At 34.1% G+C, this 19,423-nt stretch carries 14 protein-coding genes; 6 read left to right on the plus strand and 8 right to left on the minus strand.

Translation table 11 applies throughout. The features are described 5' to 3' along the window. Window positions 1–150: 150 nt before the first annotated feature. On the plus strand, window positions 151–1,089 hold the full coding sequence (locus ACXX8U_RS12560) for an L-threonine 3-dehydrogenase (RefSeq protein ID WP_458566133.1): 939 nt from the start codon (window positions 151–153) through the stop codon (window positions 1,087–1,089). Window positions 1,090–1,210: 121 nt separating this feature from the next. Here ACXX8U_RS12560 and ACXX8U_RS12565 read toward each other — a convergent pair whose 3' ends face one another. Beyond that, window positions 1,211–1,681, minus strand: coding sequence for a hypothetical protein (locus ACXX8U_RS12565; protein WP_458566134.1), 471 nt, complete (start codon window positions 1,679–1,681; stop codon window positions 1,211–1,213). 252 nt (window positions 1,682–1,933) lie between these two features. On the opposite strand from ACXX8U_RS12565, the gene ACXX8U_RS12570 reads away from it, so the two are divergent. Then, window positions 1,934–3,139 carry an NAD(P)/FAD-dependent oxidoreductase gene (locus ACXX8U_RS12570; RefSeq protein WP_458566135.1) on the plus strand — a complete coding sequence of 402 codons (1,206 nt, stop codon included), beginning with the start codon at window positions 1,934–1,936 and terminating at the stop codon, window positions 3,137–3,139. A 76-nt stretch (window positions 3,140–3,215) separates the two neighbouring features. On the opposite strand, the gene ACXX8U_RS12575 is transcribed toward ACXX8U_RS12570, so the two are convergent. Then, window positions 3,216–3,608 carry a hypothetical protein gene (locus ACXX8U_RS12575; protein WP_458566136.1) on the minus strand — a complete coding sequence of 131 codons (393 nt, stop codon included), beginning with the start codon at window positions 3,606–3,608 and terminating at the stop codon, window positions 3,216–3,218. Between the two features lie 165 nt (window positions 3,609–3,773). On the opposite strand from ACXX8U_RS12575, the gene ACXX8U_RS12580 reads away from it, so the two are divergent. The 4 genes from ACXX8U_RS12580 to ACXX8U_RS12595 are packed head-to-tail and all read left to right on the plus strand — an operon-like array spanning window position 3,774 to window position 10,346. Beyond that, on the plus strand, window positions 3,774–6,509 hold the full coding sequence (locus ACXX8U_RS12580) for a class I adenylate-forming enzyme family protein (protein WP_458566137.1): 2,736 nt from the start codon (window positions 3,774–3,776) through the stop codon (window positions 6,507–6,509). Beyond that, complete coding sequence (locus ACXX8U_RS12585; RefSeq protein ID WP_458566138.1) at window positions 6,506–8,341, plus strand: AMP-binding protein; 1,836 nt, start codon at window positions 6,506–6,508, stop codon at window positions 8,339–8,341. Before ACXX8U_RS12580 ends, ACXX8U_RS12585 begins: the two co-directional genes overlap by 4 nt. Then, on the plus strand, window positions 8,341–9,249 hold the full coding sequence (locus tag ACXX8U_RS12590) for an LB_356 family protein (protein WP_458566139.1): 909 nt from the start codon (window positions 8,341–8,343) through the stop codon (window positions 9,247–9,249). Before ACXX8U_RS12585 ends, ACXX8U_RS12590 begins: the two co-directional genes overlap by 1 nt. Next, the gene (locus ACXX8U_RS12595) at window positions 9,246–10,346 is read left to right on the plus strand and encodes an MBOAT family O-acyltransferase (RefSeq protein ID WP_458566140.1); all 1,101 of its coding nucleotides are present in this window, start codon (window positions 9,246–9,248) and stop codon (window positions 10,344–10,346) included. The genes ACXX8U_RS12590 and ACXX8U_RS12595 overlap by 4 nt, the downstream gene beginning before the upstream one ends. Window positions 10,347–10,580: 234 nt before the next feature. On the opposite strand, the gene ACXX8U_RS12600 is transcribed toward ACXX8U_RS12595, so the two are convergent. The 6 genes from ACXX8U_RS12600 to ACXX8U_RS12625 form a co-directional block, all read right to left on the minus strand. Then, complete coding sequence (locus ACXX8U_RS12600) at window positions 10,581–12,449, minus strand: M1 family metallopeptidase (protein WP_458566141.1); 1,869 nt, start codon at window positions 12,447–12,449, stop codon at window positions 10,581–10,583. Window positions 12,450–12,511: 62 nt separating this feature from the next. Then, window positions 12,512–14,140 carry a S8 family peptidase gene (locus ACXX8U_RS12605; RefSeq protein ID WP_458566142.1) on the minus strand — a complete coding sequence of 543 codons (1,629 nt, stop codon included), beginning with the start codon at window positions 14,138–14,140 and terminating at the stop codon, window positions 12,512–12,514. A gap of 184 nt (window positions 14,141–14,324) precedes the next feature. Beyond that, window positions 14,325–15,986: a hypothetical protein gene (locus ACXX8U_RS12610; RefSeq protein ID WP_458566143.1), complete on the minus strand. Its 1,662-nt coding sequence runs from the start codon at window positions 15,984–15,986 to the stop codon at window positions 14,325–14,327. A gap of 6 nt (window positions 15,987–15,992) precedes the next feature. Then, window positions 15,993–17,129 carry a hypothetical protein gene (locus ACXX8U_RS12615; protein WP_458566144.1) on the minus strand — a complete coding sequence of 379 codons (1,137 nt, stop codon included), beginning with the start codon at window positions 17,127–17,129 and terminating at the stop codon, window positions 15,993–15,995. 231 nt (window positions 17,130–17,360) lie between these two features. Next, window positions 17,361–18,218, minus strand: a complete 858-nt coding sequence (locus ACXX8U_RS12620; protein ID WP_458566145.1) for an MBL fold metallo-hydrolase — start codon at window positions 18,216–18,218, stop codon at window positions 17,361–17,363. Between the two features lie 131 nt (window positions 18,219–18,349). After that, window positions 18,350–19,420, minus strand: a complete 1,071-nt coding sequence (locus ACXX8U_RS12625; protein WP_458566146.1) for a M48 family metallopeptidase — start codon at window positions 19,418–19,420, stop codon at window positions 18,350–18,352. Between the last annotated feature and the right edge of the window lie 3 nt (window positions 19,421–19,423).

Here is a 19,423-nt window from a genome sequence, read left to right on the forward strand (position 1 = left end):
ACAACAACCAAATGGAATTCACCACTAAAAAAACCAGTATTTTCGTTTCAGATTAAATTTAATGTAGTCTTTTGTGGTTTTTATTGCAGTTTTTATCAAAAGTTGTACTATTCGCGAAAACGTTATCTTTGTTTTTCAAAACAGAAAAAGATGAGTACTAAAATATTGATTATAGGCGCTTGCGGCCAAATAGGAACAGAGCTGACGCAAAAGTTACGCTCGATTTACGGAACCGAAAATGTGATTGCCTCTGACATCAGAAAACTGAACGTTGATGTAGTAAATTCGGGGCCATTTGAAGTAGTAAATGCTTTAGATTTTAATCAGATTGAGCATTTGGTTGAAGTTCATCAAATTACCGATGTGTACTTGATGGCGGCACTATTATCGGCTACAGCCGAGAAAAATCCAGCCTTTGCATGGGACTTGAATATGAACTCCCTATTTCATGTTTTGAATTTGGCGAAAGCCGGAAAAATAAAAAAGATATTTTGGCCATCAAGCATCGCGGTTTTTGGACCAACAACACCCAAAGAAAACACACCACAATACACGGTTATGGAGCCATCAACGGTGTACGGAATCAGTAAGCAAGCAGGCGAAAGATGGTGTGAGTACTACCACAATGTGTTTGGTGTTGATGTGCGTAGCATTCGTTATCCTGGTTTGATCAGCTGGTCATCACCTCCTGGTGGCGGAACTACAGATTATGCTGTAGATATTTATCACAAAGCATTAGCCGATCAAAAATACGAGTGTTTTTTATCTTCAGAAACTAAAATGCCAATGATGTACATGGATGATGCTATTGCGGCAACCATCAAAATCATGCAAGCGCCTGTTGAAGAAATTAAGATTCGTTCCTCATACAATTTGGCTGCTATGAGCTTTACGCCAACTGAAATTGCTGCCGAAATACAAAAACACATTCCTGAATTTACGATTACCTACGAACCTGATTTCCGTCAAAAAATTGCCGATAGCTGGCCAGCCAGTATAGATGACAGCAGTGCTCGCGAAGACTGGAACTGGAATCATGAGTTTGATTTAGCGAGTATGACAGTTGATATGCTAGAACATTTGAAGTAAACTTTCTTAAATATATACTCAAAAAAAGTCTAACTTTTACATTAGACTTTTTTTGGTTTTATTAATCTCAGGCTAAATTTATTTTGAGATTTATGTTCAAATCAACATTAGTCCTGGGTATTTAAAAAGTAGAATATATCCAATCTACTTCATATTTTAACAAAGTATTTTTATTAGTTTTTTCTAATACAAAAATTTTAAAATAAGGACTAAAATCAGTTACTGGATACAGTATTGGATTTTTCAACTTCATTTTTCTTTCCTCTAGTTGCTTTTTTTCCTTGTAAAACTGATACGCCTTTTGTTGTAAATCTTCTGCTTTGTCAAAGGTGAATTTAGACTTATCAACTAAAAAAGTATCCTTTTTATTGATTTTAGAATCATAAATAAAAGTTTCTCCTCCCATATAAAAATAGATTTTATAATTAACTTCTTTTTTAATATCTCCTGCAGAGCCATCAAAAAGGACATATTTCACAGGTTTCTTATACTTATTCCCACCTTTATAAAAGTTAAAAAAATCAATTTCTTTTGTTTGCCCAAATATGGAAAAAGAGAGACAAAAAACAACAACGCTAAATATTTTTTTCATAGTAGTTACAATTTGAACGTCCGATATATCAGCACATTTGAAATCAATAAATTTAGAATAAAAATCCCGCAAAACATCAATTTTGAGGCGTTTTTGATTATTACTTTTCATACTCTGAAACCCCACACTTCCATTTAAAAAACAATCGTTTCCTAAAAAAACAGAAATCACCCAATAATTATGTAACAATATCATTTTAAAAATAAATGTAGCGCATTGATTATCATTATTTTTGATAAAAACTAGAACGTTATGAAACTTAAATCAAGTGAACCTTTTTGGTTGGTAAAAAACGGAATTCTGCACTCCTATCCATCGTTACAAAAAAATATTGCTACCGATATTTTGGTAGTAGGTGGCGGTATCACAGGCAGTTTGATTGCGCATCAATGCATCAAAGACGGTCACAAAACGGTTTTAATTGATAGACGAGAAATAGGTCATGGCAGTACATCAGCAACTACCTCGATGCTGCAATATGAAATAGATGTTCCCTTACACGAACTCAACGACTTAATTGGTCATGAAGAGGCAGCCGCGAGTTACTGGGCTTGCTATAAATCAATAGACGATTTGCAAAAGATTGTTTCAACCATAAAATCTGACTGTGGATTCAAGAAAAAAGATTCCCTTTACTTTGCTGCTTATAAAAAAGATGTTGCTTGGCTTAAGGATGAATTTGAGGCCCGAAAACAAATAGGACTTCCTGTGGAATGGCTCGAAGCTGCTGAAATTGAAAAACGTTTTAAAATAAAAAATTCTCACGGCGGCATTTTATCACAACAAGGTGGCAGTATTGATGCGTTTCAATTGGCACATGATCTTTTGCACTACAATCATAAAAAAGGTTTGCAAATATTTGACAAAACAGATATCAAAAACACAAGCTATAACCAAAACAACGTTGTAGTTACAACCGAGCATGGCAGCACAATCACAGCAAAAAAAATCATCTACTGCAACGGCTTTGAAAGTACTGAAATTATTAAAGATAAATTCGTGAACCTCTTGTCAACCTACGCCATGGTTGGAGAACAATTTGAAGACGACCAAAGTCACTTGAGTGAAACTCTTTTTTGGAACACCGCTAAACCGTATATGTACATGCGTACCACAGATGACAACAGATTGTTGATAGGTGGCGAGGATGAAGACTTTGTTGATGCTTCAAAACGTGATGCATTACTTGAAAACAAATCAGTCAAACTAAAGAACTATTTGAAAAAAATGTTACCAGATTACCAATTTCAAACCGATTTTGTTTGGGCGGGTACTTTTGGAGAAACCAAAGACGGATTGCCCTACATAGGCGAACATCCTAATTTTCCGGGCGCTTATTTTGTTTTGGGCTTTGGCGGTAACGGAATCACCTTTTCTGTCATAGGAATGGAACTTGTTGCTGATATGCTACAAAACAAAAAACATCCATTGTCAGATACTTTTAAATTCAGACGATAATTTGTTTTCCAAATAACAAAAAGCCCGAGTAAACCGTAGTTTATTTGGGCTTTTGTATGGAGCGTAAAAGAAGAACTTACTTTTTCTTTTTGGCCAATAACGTTTGTAATTCTTTGTAATCTGCTTCCGATTGTAATTCAATTAAATCACGACGTTTTCCGTTTTTGAGTACGAGTGCATATTTTTTTCTAACCGATGTCGACTTATCTTGCACGGATACAATTTGCTCCAGCGGAATCGTATTGCTACCCGTTTTTTTTATAAAATACTGTCGTAAACCCACCGCAGCTGCCATACCAATTAACAACCAAATTAGTTTCATTAAACCAAATTCCACTTGAGAATTGGATAGGTTCAAAATCACATTGACAAAAGTCACGATGAGCAAGAGTCGTACAATTAAAAAATGACTTTTTAAACTGTCTATAATTTCAAGCGAAGCAGTTGCTTCATTGTATTTGAATTTCATGTGAAAAAATAATTAAAATCTTAAAATAATTTTTGAGAAGCCCGCGTTTTAACACGCTATGAATAGCAACTGATAACTAAACTTTCTTTATTTAGTCATAACTTTGCAATTCGGACAGCTAACCTGACAAAATTAATCATAATTCAGTTTACCAATTCAATTTGAATGATAAATATCCCGCAAATTTCGAACCTTCGATTTTATACCGAATCCTCACTTGCAATAGATAGCATCAGTGAAAAAAAGGAACAAAACATTCATAATAAGATAAGTTCTAGCTCGTACGAACTCTTTTGCCGAAACAAATTTCGAAAGCCGCTATTTGATTTGTACGCCATGTTTAACCCATTTAATGAAGCTAACAAAGCCTTTTACCCTTTTATACCCTATTTGAAAAAAAAGCTTAAAAAAGGGGATGTAATTTTGGATATTTGGAGTAGAACTGGCTGGTCTACCGCTATGCTATCAGGCTTGTTTCCTGAACAAAAAATAATCAGTATTTGGGAAGGCGACACAGATGTTCTGGGTTACAATGGGTTTGCTTATTGGTTTTCGGATCAAGAAATACCCTCAAATATTGAAATTTATTTTTGTAACCTTAAGGAAAAATTACCTTTTGAGGATCAATCTATTGCTTTTGTTTTTGGATTTGATTTGCTACACAGACAATTAAAAACAAATTTAATTCCGGAGATTTTAAGAGTTAGTCAAGTTAATGCATTGATTGTTTTCCCGCACGTTCATTTATCTAATAATGAACCTGTTCCTTATTTTTCTAGATGCGGAGACTTGATTCACGGTCGTGATTATGAAGCATTTTTTGAGCAGTTAAAACCTATGACCAAATCAGCTTATATGTTTTCAGAGCCTGATTTGTATCGTAAAAGTTTTGATCAAAATTTTCAAGCTAAAGCAAATCCTAATACAGCAGATTATAACGGATTAATAGCCATTGCACCAACTAGAATAGATCTTGAGAGCGAACTGCAGTCCTACAATTTTTTTGATTATTTCGATATCAAGGCAGCTAATATTTTACTCAATCCACTCTTAGAAGTTGATAGTAACAATCAAATTATTTACAGAAAATCCGATTTAGAGGATGAGATTTTGAACTTATTGCAAAATCACCCTGTGTATGAAGCACAACTTGAAAAAACATTGGGTTACCATCTTTCGAACGAAGAATTAATTTTATTGTATTGGGTCCGAAAATGCCGCACTTGTAGCTTCATTCAAAAACAATTGGGTTTAGATGAAACTAATTTTAAAAAAATAATTACCAAGTTAGAGCACCTAGATATTATACAAATTGTACCCATTACCTCAAAACAAGTACGATTACAGCACTATTTCTCTCACCAAGAGTTTATTGATGCGCCTGAGCTCATGAACTTACAAACCTTGTGGCAAAGATCCGTTAGAAATTTTCCAGAAAACACCTTTGCGTTTGATCGTACTGATGAAACTTTTTACAATTACAGGGAGTTTAATGAAATTGTAAATTGCATCACGTACACCTTACAACAAAAAGGATTCCAAAAAGGAGATACGATTATTTTAGAGGCAGATATTCATTTTGAAGCTATGGGCTTATTTTGGGCCTGTATGAATTTAGGTGTTGTGTTTGTACCTATCAATAGCGACCTTCCTGAAGCTCTTTTTAATGATTTAATTATACAATACCAGCCAAAAATTGTTTTTTTAAACCACTCTACTAAAGCAATCGAAAATCCAACGGCGGAAATTGTATATTTTGATTCCGAAGACTTCACTGAAACGGGTACAAAGTTATTTTTTTCTGATTGGTTACTTGAAAACGAAGAGATGACACCATTATTATCACTTCATGAAAATGATCTTGCAGTGATTTTGCATACATCTGGATCAAGTGGTAAGCCAAAAGGGGTATTGTTAACGCATGGACAATTGTTTCAAAGCGCTATCAATATGGTAACAACATACAAAATTACAAATCAAGACAAATACCTTTCAATTGGAAATCTTGATTCTATGAGTGGCCTACGCAATGCCTGCTTGGTTACCACTACTGCTGGAGCAAGTTGTGTTCTCCCGTCTAAGGATGAACGCAATAACATAAGTGCGCTTTTAGATGGTATTTATGAAGCAGACATTAGTGTTTTGGTGGCGAGTCCTAGTTTACTGAATCAATTTTTAACTAAAAAAGAAGTGAAAAATAGATTGGCGAAAGTGAGCACCGTTTTAAGTACCGGAAGCAATTTATCGAAACAATTGAAAGAACAGTTTTTTGAAAAAACGACAAAAAAAATCTTAAACTACTACGGCTTGACTGAAACTACCGGCTTTTGCCTTGGAGAAACCCATGCATCATACCAAGATATTGGACATAATATAGGCCAGACCATTGATTGTGTTGCTCAAATTGTTGATAAAAACAATCAAGAAGTACCCATAGGAGTCGTTGGCGAACTGCGCATATATAGTTATTGCAATACCCAAGGATATCATTCCAATAATTCTGATTTTAATGGAGTTCAAACTTGGTTCTACACCGGAGATTTAGCCAAAAAAACAATATTTGGAACCATCGAATTAACAGGGCGAAAGAAAGATTTTATAAAAAATGCCCGTAGTGAAATTGTATATTTTCAAGAAATTGAAGACGTAGTGCAAGCATTAGAAGAGGTTGTAGACACTGGACTAATCTCTTTTTTTGACAACGAATCAGAAAAACTAGCTTTGTTCGTAGAAATAGCAAACCAGAATAAAACACCAGAACTGGGTATTGGAACTATAAAAGAAAAAATTTCGAAACAATTAGGCCAGAGCAAAGTACCTAGCGTCATTAAAATAATTGAGAAAATACCACGTACAAGCCACGGAAAAATTATTAAAACAGAATTACAAAAGTATTTATGAATTGCATACAATTGCTAGATCGCGCACGATTACATCCTAATAAAAAATTTGCTGTTTTAGCAGATAATAAAACTATTACTTATCAAGATCTTGTTTCAACTACAAATCAACTTAGTGTTTATTTTGATAAACTCGGTTTGCAAGCATCGGATAAAATTATATTGTCTACAGCAGACCATCAAAGTTTGGTAGAATTAACAATTGCCGCATATTCATTTGGCCTGACCGTGGTTTTATTAGACTACAATACCAAATCATCTAGGGCACATTCAATCATAAAAAATTGCGAACCAAAAGCTGTTTTTTTAGATACTTCTGTAAAATTAGCCTGGAAAGTTACGCATGAAAACTGCATCGAAATACAAAGAACTCAAATTGGAAAGAAAAAATTTTTGAGTAAAATTTTTGCACAAAAAACTACCGATTCTACCACAGAAATTAACAACAACTCATATCCGGCTTGTTTACAAAAATTTGAAAAGGTACCATTGCAAAACCATAAAGCTATTGACCCTGAGAGTATAGCATATATAATGTACACATCAGGTTCTACCTCAGATCCAAAAGGTGTTGCAATATCTTATGATAGCTTATTTAGTCATTTAGAAACATTACAAAAAGTGTATGAAATGAATGAAAGTTCGGCTATTTTAAATGTACTTAATCTATATCATGCAGATGGAATCAATCAAGGTCCACTTCTAGCTTTTTATTGTGGTGCCACTTGGTATTGCCCGTTTAAACTCGATACTTCTAAACTCGATTTAATCTATTACGCAATCTACAAGTATAAGATATCACACTTATTTGTAGTTCCTACTTTGCTTTCCTTTTTTGAGAAATACCACGAAGATTTTGAAGATAGTTTTCAAACTCCCGACTTTAAGTCCATCATTTCAGTAGCAGCGCAGCTTGAGGAAAAATTATGGACTTCTGTTTCGTCTCTTTTTAAGGTTCAAATATTGAATGTTTATGGTTTAACCGAAACGGTTAATGGCAGTTTATTTTGTGGCCCGTCATCAGATTCTTTTAAAATAGGAACCGTAGGAAAACCTGTTGATTGCGAAGTAAAAATTATTGATGAAAATGGTACCGAAGTAGGACCAAATAAAACTGGTGAGTTAGCTATTTCTGGTAAGCACATCATGAAAGAATATTTTGGTAACCCTACAGCAACCCATGAAGTACTTATTGATGGATGGTTATATACAGGCGATTATGCACAGCAAGACGAACAAGGGTTTGTTAAAATAATTGGTCGTAAAAAAAGCATGATCAACTCTGGTGGTTTTAGGATTCAACCTGAGGAAATTGAAGAAATAATATTAAACACTAATGAAGTTCATGCTTGTAAAGTAATTGGCATTTATGACGCAGTTTTGACTGAAAAAATAATTGCCTGCATTCAACTAAATGAAGGTAGTACTTTAAATGAAATACAACTTTACAAATACCTACGACAAAATTTAGAGCAAGAAAAAGTGCCACATGACATTTATTTTGTTGCTGATTTACCGCGTGGTATAAGTGGCAAGATACAAGTAGATCAACTAAAGAAAAATATTGAGCAGCAATTAAAAAAACCAATTGAGAATAGCGCAGAAACACTCGAAACTATTATTCAAACTGCGGCTACTACTTTTAAAATTGACAGCAATGACATAACTGAATCAAGCTCTTCAAATTCTGTTTCTGGATGGGACTCATTGAATAACTTGATTTTTATAACAACACTCGAAGAAATTTTTTCAATTCAATTTACAACTTCAGAGATTATGTCAATGACGAGTATTCGCTCGATTCACACCATGATTTCAAAAAAAATTAATTAATGAACGAAACGAGTCCACCGCTAAAAGTTTGGTTGTATACTGTGAGTACCATTTTAGTGCTTGTATTAATTTCTGTATTTGGTTTACAAACTGAAAAGAAAAATAAACAAATCGAATACAAAAATATCAACACTAAAGTCAGAAAAATTTTAAAAGTAAATAACAGTTCAAATGCCGCAAGACCATCAGTTGTTTTTTTAGGATCATCTTTAATAGGTCACGCCTTATATAACCTAAACACAATAGATGAAAAATTTGAATTAAAGAAAACAAAAGCAAGTCCAAAAATTTGCTCCATAGCAATTAATGCTCTAGACAATGAAAAAATTAACAAATTAAAACTTTTTGAAGAATTAGTAAATCATCCACCAGATTATCTATTTATTGAGATCAATCACATCTTGGTTGATGGTGAAGAAACTGAGTTAACTTTGAAGTATCTAAAAATTGCTATTAATAATTTGTTTCTTTTTGTAAAAAATACAATTGGATTGGCTCCAGAAAAGACAATAAATTTCTTTAAAATCAAACCCGAAAACGCTTTGTTTCATGATCAGTTTAACATTGAAGATTATAAACAATTATTACAAAAAAAGCGTTCTGTTAGATTATTTAATGAAAATAAAATTTTAAACGAGGCTTGTTTAGACTTACAGCTTAAAAAGACAAAAATTATTTTTATAGATCTTCCTCGTGCTCCTCAATTAGAACAAATCTGGTTAAGTTCTACTCAAAAAAAAGTTTGGATCGAAGTACTAAAAAAATACCAAAGATCCTATAAAATAGACTTCTGGAAGTATCCTAATCTATTAAACAATTCTGACTTTGTTGATGGTGGCCATTTGAATTACAAAGGCGCAAAAAAATACCAAGATTGGCTAATTACTCAATTTAAATTATTACCATGACCTTAGTCTATCATTTGTTTTGCTTTGCCATTCCTATGATTATTTTATCATGGATTTTGCCAAAAAAATATGTTTTACAATCGCAAATTATTTGTACAGGATTCTTTGTTCTTTATGAGTCTCCATTATCTTTTGCTTTATTAACATTTGTTGCGACAGGAAATTTTTACCTTCTACATCATACAAAACTAAAGCAAACCTTAAAAATAGGGATTAGCTTATTGTTTTTGGCGCTATTGCTATTGACAATAAAAATAACTATTGCTTTAGAACAAAATTGGGTTGTGCCTTTGGGTATTTCTTATTACGCGTTTCGAAATATTCATTACACTTTAGAATTTTTTAAAGATAAAATTAAAAACCCAAACCTATTGTTCTACTTGAGCTATAATTTTTTTCTACCTGTATTTATTGTTGGTCCAATAAACCGCTATGCTGATTTTGTGAAGGATTGGCAACGAAGACGCTTTAATCAAGACTACTTTTCTGATGGATTACAACGCATATTGTATGGCTTGTCTAAAATTGTTATTCTAGGAAATTATTTGTTTACGTTTAAGGCAAACCTTTTTATCAAAAATTTAGATCCAAGTGACATTTGGCTACAAAATTACTTAGAAACTATTCGTTTTGTTTTGAATGCTTACTTTCAATTTGCTGGGTACTCTGATATTGCAATAGGTCTTAGTTTATTGATGGGTTACCGGATAACTGAAAATTTTAATTATCCATTTTTAACAACAAACATGCGCGATTTCTGGACAAAGTACCACATGTCGTTATCGTCTTTTTGCAAAGATTATATCTACACTCCTATTAGTTCATACTACAGAAAACCACTGCTAGGCGTGGGGATTACGATGATTGTAATTGCAATGTGGCATGAAATTTCAATTCGTTACTTGATTTGGGGAATTTTGCAGGCAATAGCCATTTCTGTAGGTTCCTATTTTCAACAAATACCAAAAAACTTAGTAAGCACTTTTTTAGGACGGCTGTTTGTACTTCATTTTTTTGCTTGTAGTGGCATCATTATCAGTCATAAATCGCTAGCGAGTGCAATTGAAACTTACAAAATTTTATTTCTAATTTCATAACCATGTATTCTTTTTTAAAAAAATACTTCCATAAAAATATAGCCTTAATTCTAATTATAATTTGGTATACCATATTAATAATCTACCTTCTACGATTACTTTTGGCTGATCTTGGGGAAGGACAATTTCGTTATATTGGTTGGTAACTTTGACCACATAAAAAAATGTCTACCTCTTCAACAACACTTTAAAGATGTTGATCAAGAAGTAGACATTATTTATAATTAAAAAAGATTATTTAAAAACGTTATTCTCTTTTTTAATATCAGCCATTAAACTGCTTGGGTCAATGGTAATACTTTTTATAGCTGATTTTGCTTTAGGAATATTCAACTCGTAAGTTGGGTATGCCCAAGCCCAATCAGATAGTACCGTTCTTTTAATTGCCGGATACGGATTTTCTTTTTCAAAACTCATCATGCGCAAAGGCACATAAAAAGTTTCTAATGTTCCATCTGTATATTCAACAAGCAAATCAATTGGCATTGGCATTCTACCAATTCTTTCTAAAACTACTTTAGTTTGACCTGCATTTTCAGTTACTTCTTTTATTCCGTAATCGATCGTGTTGGTTGTTTGTGTCCAATCTGTTAAATACCAATCTAAGTTAGCACCTGAAACTCTCTCAGCAGTTCTTTTAATATCATTCGGCGTAGGATGCTTGAATTTGAAATCGCTGTAGTATTTTTTCAAGGTTTTCATCAAATTGTCTTTCCCAATCAAATAAACTAATTGTGTCAAGAAAAGTTCTCCTTTGCTGTATGAACTAATACTGTACACTCTGTTCTCATCAAAACGATCAGCGTGAGTTCCTTGAGGCAATTCTTTTCCTGAATTTACCATAGAAAAATATCCTGCATAACCTCCCGCAAATGGATTTTGTGCTTTTTTCTCTGCAAGTTCATTCATTCCTAAATCTTCTAAGAACGATGTAAAACCTTCATCCATCCAGCCGTGTTTAGACTCGTTTGACGCCAATACGTGTTGGAACCAAGAGTGCGCCATTTCGTGAGCTGTTACGCCCAACAATCCTTCAAATTTACCTTGACCCAAAATCAAAGTACACATGGCATACTCCATTCCGCCATCGCCACCTTGAATTACTGAGTATTGTTTGTACGGATACTCGCCCACAGTTTTGTTGTAAAACTCCATCAATTTTACAGTCAATGGCTGTAAATTTTTCCAGTTTTCAATGTATTGCGGATTGTTTTTGTACAAAAAGTGAATGTCAACACCGTTTGGACCTTTGGCAATATCATGAATATAGTTTTTGTCAGCTGCCCAAGTAAAGTCGTGAACCATTGGTGCTTTAAAATGCCATGTTAGTGTTTTTGCTTTTTTAGGAATGGTAACCACTGCACCTTGTTCTTGGTAACCGTGACCAATTTCATTTGGATTTTGTAAGTAACCCGTTCCACCTAAAACATAATTTTTATCGATAGTAATTTTTACATCAAAGTCGCCCCAAACTCCATGAAATTCTCTTGCGATATATGGATCTGCGTGCCAACCTTCAAAATCAAATTCGGCTAATTTTGGATACCATTGTGCCATTGACAATTCAACTCCTTCAGCATTATTGCGTCCTGAGCGACGAATTTGTACCGGAACTTGTCCGTCAAAATCTAGTGTAAAAGTAGTTTTAGAATTTGGTAAAATAGGCTTAGCCAAAGTTACTTCGAGTATGGTTCCCACTTCTTTTGCAGTAGCGGTAACACCATCTTGTTTGAAATTTGTTACGTGTAAAAAACCTATTTCGTTAGGTTTCAAATTTTTAATGCGACTTTCTTTTACTTCTTTGTCACCCACTTTTATTTTAGAGACCATTCTGCCATCAGGATCTTTTATGTTTTGAATGCGCGCATCCATTTCGCTTCCTGGCTGAAAAGCGTTATTGAATAAATGGTAATACACTTTTCTTAACGTATCCGAAGAATTGTTAGTATACACCAGCTCTTGCGCTCCTTTGTACTTATAGGTAGCTACATCGAGTGCAACTTCCATTTTGTAGTTTGCATGTTGCTGCCAATACGCATTACTTTGTGCCCAAACACTACCAAAACCAGTAGTTAAAAGAGCGCATAAAAATAGTTTTTTCATAAGTGGTTAAAATAAAAAATGGAAGGACGATTTGTCCTTCCATAAAATTAAGTTTTTATTAGTTATTTTGACATTTTCTCAGCCATCAATAATGCGTTGTAAGCATTTACAATTTTACCTGATTGAGATAGCGTTGTAAACGAACGTTTGTCTGATGGTTTTCCGCCTACAATTACTTCGGTAGTTATTGCAACTCCTGAATCCATCAATATTTGTTTTACTTGTTTTGCTGATAATTTTGGATAGTACGAACGAATCAATGCTGCAACTCCTGCTGTGTTTGGCGCAGCCATTGAAGTTCCTTGTAAATATTGGTATTCGTTATTTGGAGTGGTTGCATAAATTTTTACTCCTGGTGCAAAAACGTCTACATTTAATTTACCAATGTTAGAAAAACGAGCTACTACTTTTTCTCCGTATTCATAATTCAATGCACCTATAGTTATTACGTTTGAAGCAAACTCTTTTACTTTATCATCAGAATCGTTCGGGAAATTTTCGGCAAAGTCAATATCTTTCGCATCGTTTCCTGCCGCGTGTACAAAAAGAACGTCTTTTTTCTCTGCATATTTAATAGCGTCATACACCCACTGTTTGTGTGGAGAAAAGCTTTTTCCAAAACTTCCGTTGATTACTTTCGCGCCATTGTCTACCGCATAACGAATTCCTAATGCAATATCTTTATCGTACTCATCTCCGTCTGGCACGGCACGAACTGTTAAAATTTGAACATTATTAGCCACACCATCTCCACCTAAATTGTTCCCTCTAACTTGAGCCACAATCCCGGCAACGTGTGTACCATGCAAAATTTCGTTTTTATCTGGACCCATTACGTTGTTGTTTCCGTACTTGGTATCCGTAATATCGTTTGGATTGTCACCAACCACTTTACGATAATCTGTTTTCAGGTTGTCGCCATTAATAAGTGCATCTTGAGCATCTTTTTGTTTTTGAACTGCAACTTTCAACTCGGCAACTGGTAAACCATAACCCAACATTTGTTGCATTGTAGTTTTGCTTTTTAGTAAATCAGCATCTTGAGTTGTAATTGCTTTTACCTCTTCTGCGGTATAAACAGCTTTACCTAAATGCTTCGCAATTGCAGCATCACTTGTGGTTAATGTGCTAATCATTTGCTCAGAGCGTGCTTTGATGGTAGCTGCTTCAGCCACTTTTTTATCATTAACTGCCTTTGCTTCTTGAAAAGTTTTTTCGTCTACCAAATTTTTGTCTCTAATGATTCTTTCGTATTCAACGTTTTCTTTGGTAATATCACCCAAGAAATTCCAACCGTGAATATCATCTACGTAACCATTTTTATCGTCGTCGATTCCGTTTCCTGCAATTTCTTTAGCATTAGTCCACAAAACCGATTTTAAATCTTCATGCTCGATATCAACACCTGAGTCTACAATACCTACAATAACTGGTACTCCTTTTTTACCTTTTAACAATTCGGCATAAGCTTTATCAACACTCATCCCAGGAATGGTGTCGCTTACAATATCAAGGTGACTCCAACGTTTCAATTCGTTTTCGGTTAAAGCCGCTTTCTTCTGTACATTTAAGGGTGCCGAAATAAGAGTCAAATTAGCATTAGCGGAACTCGAAACTTGTTTTGCAGCGCCACATCCTACTAAAGCAAGCATAGCAAAAGCAGAAATGTAAATGGGTTTGATGGTATTCATTGAATCTGTTTTTTTGTTTATTATTGAAATATGGGTCTAAAATAATTGATTTTGTTACACAAATAAAAGGATTAACAGTACATTAAGAAAAAATATATAATTTTATTTGTTTTGAATCATATGGTAAAGATAACAAAAAAAGCTACCCTTGAGAGGTAGCTTTTGTACTTAAATAGTTGCGTGATTAATTACCGCACAATGCAGTATAATCTTCAAACATCTTGATGTAAGTTTCTTTATTTTCAAAATTATAAAGTCCTTTATTGATGTTTTCAATCATTTTAGGACAATCTGAAAAATATTCTCTTAATTCTTTTTTTCTACCAATTAAAACAGCTGGACTGAAAAATTCATCTTGAATTTGCTTTTTCAAAACATAGGCGTCTTGAGGGAAAAACTCATGATATACAGATATTTTTTCTCCTTTTTTAATTTCTTCAAACAAAGAATATCTTTTTGTATTCACATCAGATGTAAGACCTACTCCTTTACCTGTTTGACCAGCGATATAAAAATGACCTTCATTATCTTTAATACTAACCACTTTTTTCAAGTTGGTGCGTTCTGGTTTTTTCTGTCCTTCAATAGTAATTCTAACGGAACTCTTATCGGAACCAATCCCATTTGCTAAAGCACGAAGAGCTGAAACTTGCGACTCCGTTCTATAGTCTACCATTTCAGGGTAATCACTGATAATTCTTACTTTACCTTTAAAAACTTTACCATCTACATCTAAAACTTCTCCATCAAATTCAGCATATCTAAAAGCCGTTGCAGCCTTTTTATATGATGCTAAAATAGGCTCTGCTTGAATTGCCTCTAACGTAGTCGCTTTTTCTGTGGTTTTTTTATAGGCATCAATATTAGAAACAAGGTTTGTTAAAAAAGGATAATGCGTACGAATTCCTAAAAAGCTTTTTTCGTTTTCCTTTACTCCATCTAAATATTTTGAAGCTTCCTCAACTTGTCCCAAAAGCAAATAAGTTGTAGCTAAATTATAATGAGCGCTAAAACGCACTTTTTTCTGCATCTCTTCGTCATTTTTATCTTCAAAAGCTAAAAACTCTTTCCAATACTTTTGAGCTTCACTAAATAAACTTGGCCAATCAGCTCTATCAACATCAACTAAAGTAGGCAATACTTGAACTGATTGATTGAACTCATCAGGATTAAAGGTCGATTTTGATTTCTTTTTCTTCTCAATATCAAAATAACGCAAACCTGAAACTTCTGGACCATACAAATAGAAGCCTTCAAACTCCTCTAGCATCGAGTAGAAATTATTAGTCAATATTTTTATAACTAAAGCTTCATAACTATAAGTTGGATCAGTTACATACATGTTAACTTTTGGCGTTGTATATCTTTTGTAAATAACCTTGCCCGTTTTATCCATGATCTCAAGGTTAGACTCCATTCCTATATAATACGCAGGAGATTTTTGATAATAGCTTTGCACATAATCTTCGTCATTAATCGACTCAAATCTTGAAACGGTGTATTTAATTTTAAATTCTCCATCATTGGTTTTTTTCAAACCTGAAATAAAAAAGATGTTGTTTATTTTTTCGCTAGAATATGGAATTTTTCTAAAACCGAAACTATCTTCAATACCTGTTGATAAATCTAATTTAATTTCATAGGTTTTGTAGTTACCGTATTGTTTGTCAACAGGAGCCTCAGGACCTCTTAAATTCAAAGTGTTTTTTAATTCTTCGTCTTGACCTGCTGCCGTTCCAGAGCCCTCTACTTTGCTAATCATTTTACCCAGTGAAAACTGGCTATAAGCATTGCAGCTAAGTATTGTAAAAGCACCTATTAATGCTAATTGTGTAATTTTTTTCATTCGTGATTAATTTAGAGTTGGGTTGTGTGTTGTTCTTGTATTTGCAATTTTAAAATCTTCAATTAATCTATTGGCACGGTTAATTAATTCTTTACCATCTCCCTTATCGTAATCATTTAAAATTAACTTCTCTGCTTCTACGATAGTCTTCTCTGGTTCGTCAGTTAACAAATATATCACTGCTAAATTATAATATGCTGAATATCTCATTTTACGTGCTGGTTTACTATCATCAGCATATTTTGTTTTTAAGGAATCAAAATACTCTATTAAAGGCTGCATACTGCTTTTAATATCATCAATTGGTCGATCAGCTTTCATGGTTTTAAACAATGACCTAACAGCTTGAATAGCTTCTATTTGAGTTGCACCTTCCTCATTTTTAGCGTCTAAAATCCACAAAATTTGATTTGTGTTAATTGGTTTAAAGCCGTAGGAATAGTTTATACTTGCGCTAAACTTTTTCATTGTCCCATCCACATAATCTCTTAATGCATTGTCATGAACTCCATTTCTATTAAGATTGAAAGATTTCATCGCTGCTGCCGCGTCCTGAAATTCAGCTGATTTAACCTCTATTTCCTCATTAAAACTCCAATCAAATCCTTTAGTAGAAGCAACTGTGTCCTTTTTAACCACTGCGTTTTTCAAAAATCTGTTTGTAGAAGCAGCTGCTTGCTTAGCTTTTTCTTCCTCAATTTGTTTTGCTGATAAAGGAGTTGGTGTGCGTGGTCCAGCTATTTTTGCATGTGCTCTTCCTGAATATTTTGCTAAAACATAATGGTACTCTCTACGACTTGTTACTCTACCTTCTTTGTCCTTACTTTCTTCAACACGAATTTGAGGAGTAACGCTTTTTTCTACAAAATCATCAACAGATAAAGTAATTTTTACAGTTGCATTTTCGTCAACTTTTTTCCAGCCAAAAATAGCAATGCTCTCATTTAATGAAGTTGGGTTTGCATACGTTTGTATTTTTCCGCCTAATTTAACTTCTGAAGTATAGGTTCTTTTTTCAAAGGCCACAGGCTCTTTTGGAAGTGCCTGATAACTAACATCAAAGTAAAAACGATCCAAGTCTACTTTTTGTGCTGAAATAGTAACAGAAACTAAAAACAACAAAAAAATTAAAGTTTTTTTCATAAGTGTATTTTTATAAATTTGGCACAAACCTATTTATTATATTCTAAAAAAACAATTTATTATCTTACTAAAAATTCTAAAATAGAATAATTAAAGATTGCTTAATATAGTACGAATAATGTTGCACATTTTTAACTTTACAATGTCAAGCAAAAAAGATCAGGTCCAAAAAAAAAGCCCCTTAACATTTTAGTATTAAGAGGCTTATTCTATTTATTTCAAATTTTTACTTTAAAAAATTTCATCGGTAGTAAATACGTCTTGTAATCGCACACCCTTCTCTGTGTTTTGCACTGTAACGATCTGGTTGTGGGCGTCATGCTCTAAAAACAAATAGTGGTTTTGCTCTACTGCAGTGTGCAATAATTTACTCTTTTCTGGCATTGTCAATAAAGGTCTGGTATCATAGCCCATCACATACGGAATTGGAATGTGCCCGGCGGTAGCCAACAAATCAGCGCAAAAAACAATCGTTTTACCTTTATATTGAATGTGCGGAATCATCTGTTTTTCGGTATGTCCATCTACAAAAAAGATTCCAAATCCTAATTCAGATTTTTCAAGAAAATCACCTTCGGGTCTTTTTATAAAATGCAATTGACCACTTTCTTGCATGGGCAAAATATTTTCAGACAAGAACGATGCTTTCTCCCTCGGGTTTGGTTTTGTAGCCCATTCCCAGTGATTTTCGTTGGTCCAAAACTTTGCGTTTTTAAAGGCTGGTTCGTATCCCGTTTTGTCTTTATTCCATTGTACACTTCCACCACAATGATCAAAATGCAAATGCGTCATAAACACATCCGTAATATCGTCGCGGTGAAAACCGTATTTTGCTAGAGATTTATCTAATGAATGGGAACCCCATAAAGAATAGTATCCGAAGAATTTTTCAGATTGTTTGTTTCCCATTCCGGTGTCAATCAAAATCAAGCGGTTTCCCTCTTCAATTAATAAACAACGTGCCGCAATATCAATGAGGTTATTGGCATCAGCAGGATTGGTTTTGTTCCAGATGGTTTTGGGAACCACGCCAAACATAGCGCCACCATCTAATTTAAAATTACCCGTTTCTATTGGATATAGTTTCATAATATATCAAAATTGTATGCTCTAAAATTAAGCATATTTATTGATACCGAACTAAAAGTATGTAAAAACAAATTGCACCCAAACCAATACACAACTGATGTGCAATGGTTTGAACGCAATTTGATTTTAGATTATTTTTTTAATTGTTGAAATAACTGTTGCAGCTTACTATTTGGCTCAACTTGGTGCGGAGTAGATTTAACCAATTGTCTAGTGGTTGCAATGCGCTGCTTTGTAACAGGGTGCGAACTTAAAAACTCCGGAACGATAGAATCGCCTTCGTCTTGTAATCTTTTAAATAAATTCAACATTCCGTTTGGATCTACTTTGTTTTTGACAACAATAGCGAAACCTTCACGATCAGCTTCTTGCTCGAACTCACGAGAAAACGACAATGATTGAAAACTATTTACGTTATCGCCAATTGTGGCCATGATTCCGTTGGCATCACCTAAAATTGCCGAAATAAACAAATAACCAGACAAGTTGCGACAAAGCATTTTCATCGAATGGCGGTTGTTGACGTGTGCGGCTTCGTGACCTAAAAGAGCAACTAACTCATCGTAATTTTGCATCTTGTCTACAATTCCGGAGTATACCACAATGGTACCATCAGGCAAAGCAAAAGCGTTTACAATATCCTCTTCAACAAATATGAATTTCAATTTCTTTTTATTGTTCAGTAGTAACTCTTTTGCGAAAGCGTTTAAGACTTTGGATTTATCCGAAGCTACATCTGAAAACAGTAAATTATCGCTGATAAATGTTCCGCTCATGGTATCATCAAAACTCTCAGGAATTAGCGCTACTGATTTTTCACCCACCCACGGAATGGCGTACACATAGGTCAGACCTATTAAACCTAAAATCACGAGTGCCAAAACAAGATGAAATTTCATGCCCGATGCTAGCATTTTTTCATACCAGCCTACTTGATTGTTTTCTTTACGAAATTTTAAAATAGCAGCTGCAAATGAGGCGTCTGTGATTTTTAAAATTGCTATGCCATCCGGTTGCTGTTTTTGCAATTGCAGGGTTGTACCCACGTTTTCAAAACTCAGTTCACCCAGCAACCAGCGCTCTACTGTAGCTGTTTCGGTTTGAAACTGTAGAACACCATTTAATGTGTTCAAAACAATAGTTACTGCTTGCGGGGCGGCTGACTTGCCATCAAAATAAATTCCTGCGGCTTCTTGGTTCATATT

It is taken from the genome of Flavobacterium sp. GNP001, assembly GCF_054343775.1.

What these genes read in the sequence shown, in the direction of transcription:
- ACXX8U_RS12575 (WP_458566136.1), bottom strand. Translation starts at nt 3,608, where the DNA reads ATGAAATTCAAATACAATGAAGCAACTGCTTCGCTTGAAATTATAGAC.
- ACXX8U_RS12590 (WP_458566139.1), top strand. Translation starts at nt 8,341, where the DNA reads ATGAACGAAACGAGTCCACCGCTAAAAGTTTGGTTGTATACTGTGAGT.
- ACXX8U_RS12565 (WP_458566134.1), bottom strand. Translation starts at nt 1,681, where the DNA reads ATGAAAAAAATATTTAGCGTTGTTGTTTTTTGTCTCTCTTTTTCCATA.
- ACXX8U_RS12625 (WP_458566146.1), bottom strand. Translation starts at nt 19,420, where the DNA reads ATGAACCAAGAAGCCGCAGGAATTTATTTTGATGGCAAGTCAGCCGCC.
- ACXX8U_RS12560 (WP_458566133.1), top strand. Translation starts at nt 151, where the DNA reads ATGAGTACTAAAATATTGATTATAGGCGCTTGCGGCCAAATAGGAACA.
- ACXX8U_RS12605 (WP_458566142.1), bottom strand. Translation starts at nt 14,140, where the DNA reads ATGAATACCATCAAACCCATTTACATTTCTGCTTTTGCTATGCTTGCT.
- ACXX8U_RS12620 (WP_458566145.1), bottom strand. Translation starts at nt 18,218, where the DNA reads ATGAAACTATATCCAATAGAAACGGGTAATTTTAAATTAGATGGTGGC.
- ACXX8U_RS12600 (WP_458566141.1), bottom strand. Translation starts at nt 12,449, where the DNA reads ATGAAAAAACTATTTTTATGCGCTCTTTTAACTACTGGTTTTGGTAGT.
- ACXX8U_RS12615 (WP_458566144.1), bottom strand. Translation starts at nt 17,129, where the DNA reads ATGAAAAAAACTTTAATTTTTTTGTTGTTTTTAGTTTCTGTTACTATT.
- ACXX8U_RS12580 (WP_458566137.1), top strand. Translation starts at nt 3,774, where the DNA reads ATGATAAATATCCCGCAAATTTCGAACCTTCGATTTTATACCGAATCC.
- ACXX8U_RS12570 (WP_458566135.1), top strand. Translation starts at nt 1,934, where the DNA reads ATGAAACTTAAATCAAGTGAACCTTTTTGGTTGGTAAAAAACGGAATT.
- ACXX8U_RS12610 (WP_458566143.1), bottom strand. Translation starts at nt 15,986, where the DNA reads ATGAAAAAAATTACACAATTAGCATTAATAGGTGCTTTTACAATACTT.
- ACXX8U_RS12585 (WP_458566138.1), top strand. Translation starts at nt 6,506, where the DNA reads ATGAATTGCATACAATTGCTAGATCGCGCACGATTACATCCTAATAAA.
- ACXX8U_RS12595 (WP_458566140.1), top strand. Translation starts at nt 9,246, where the DNA reads ATGACCTTAGTCTATCATTTGTTTTGCTTTGCCATTCCTATGATTATT.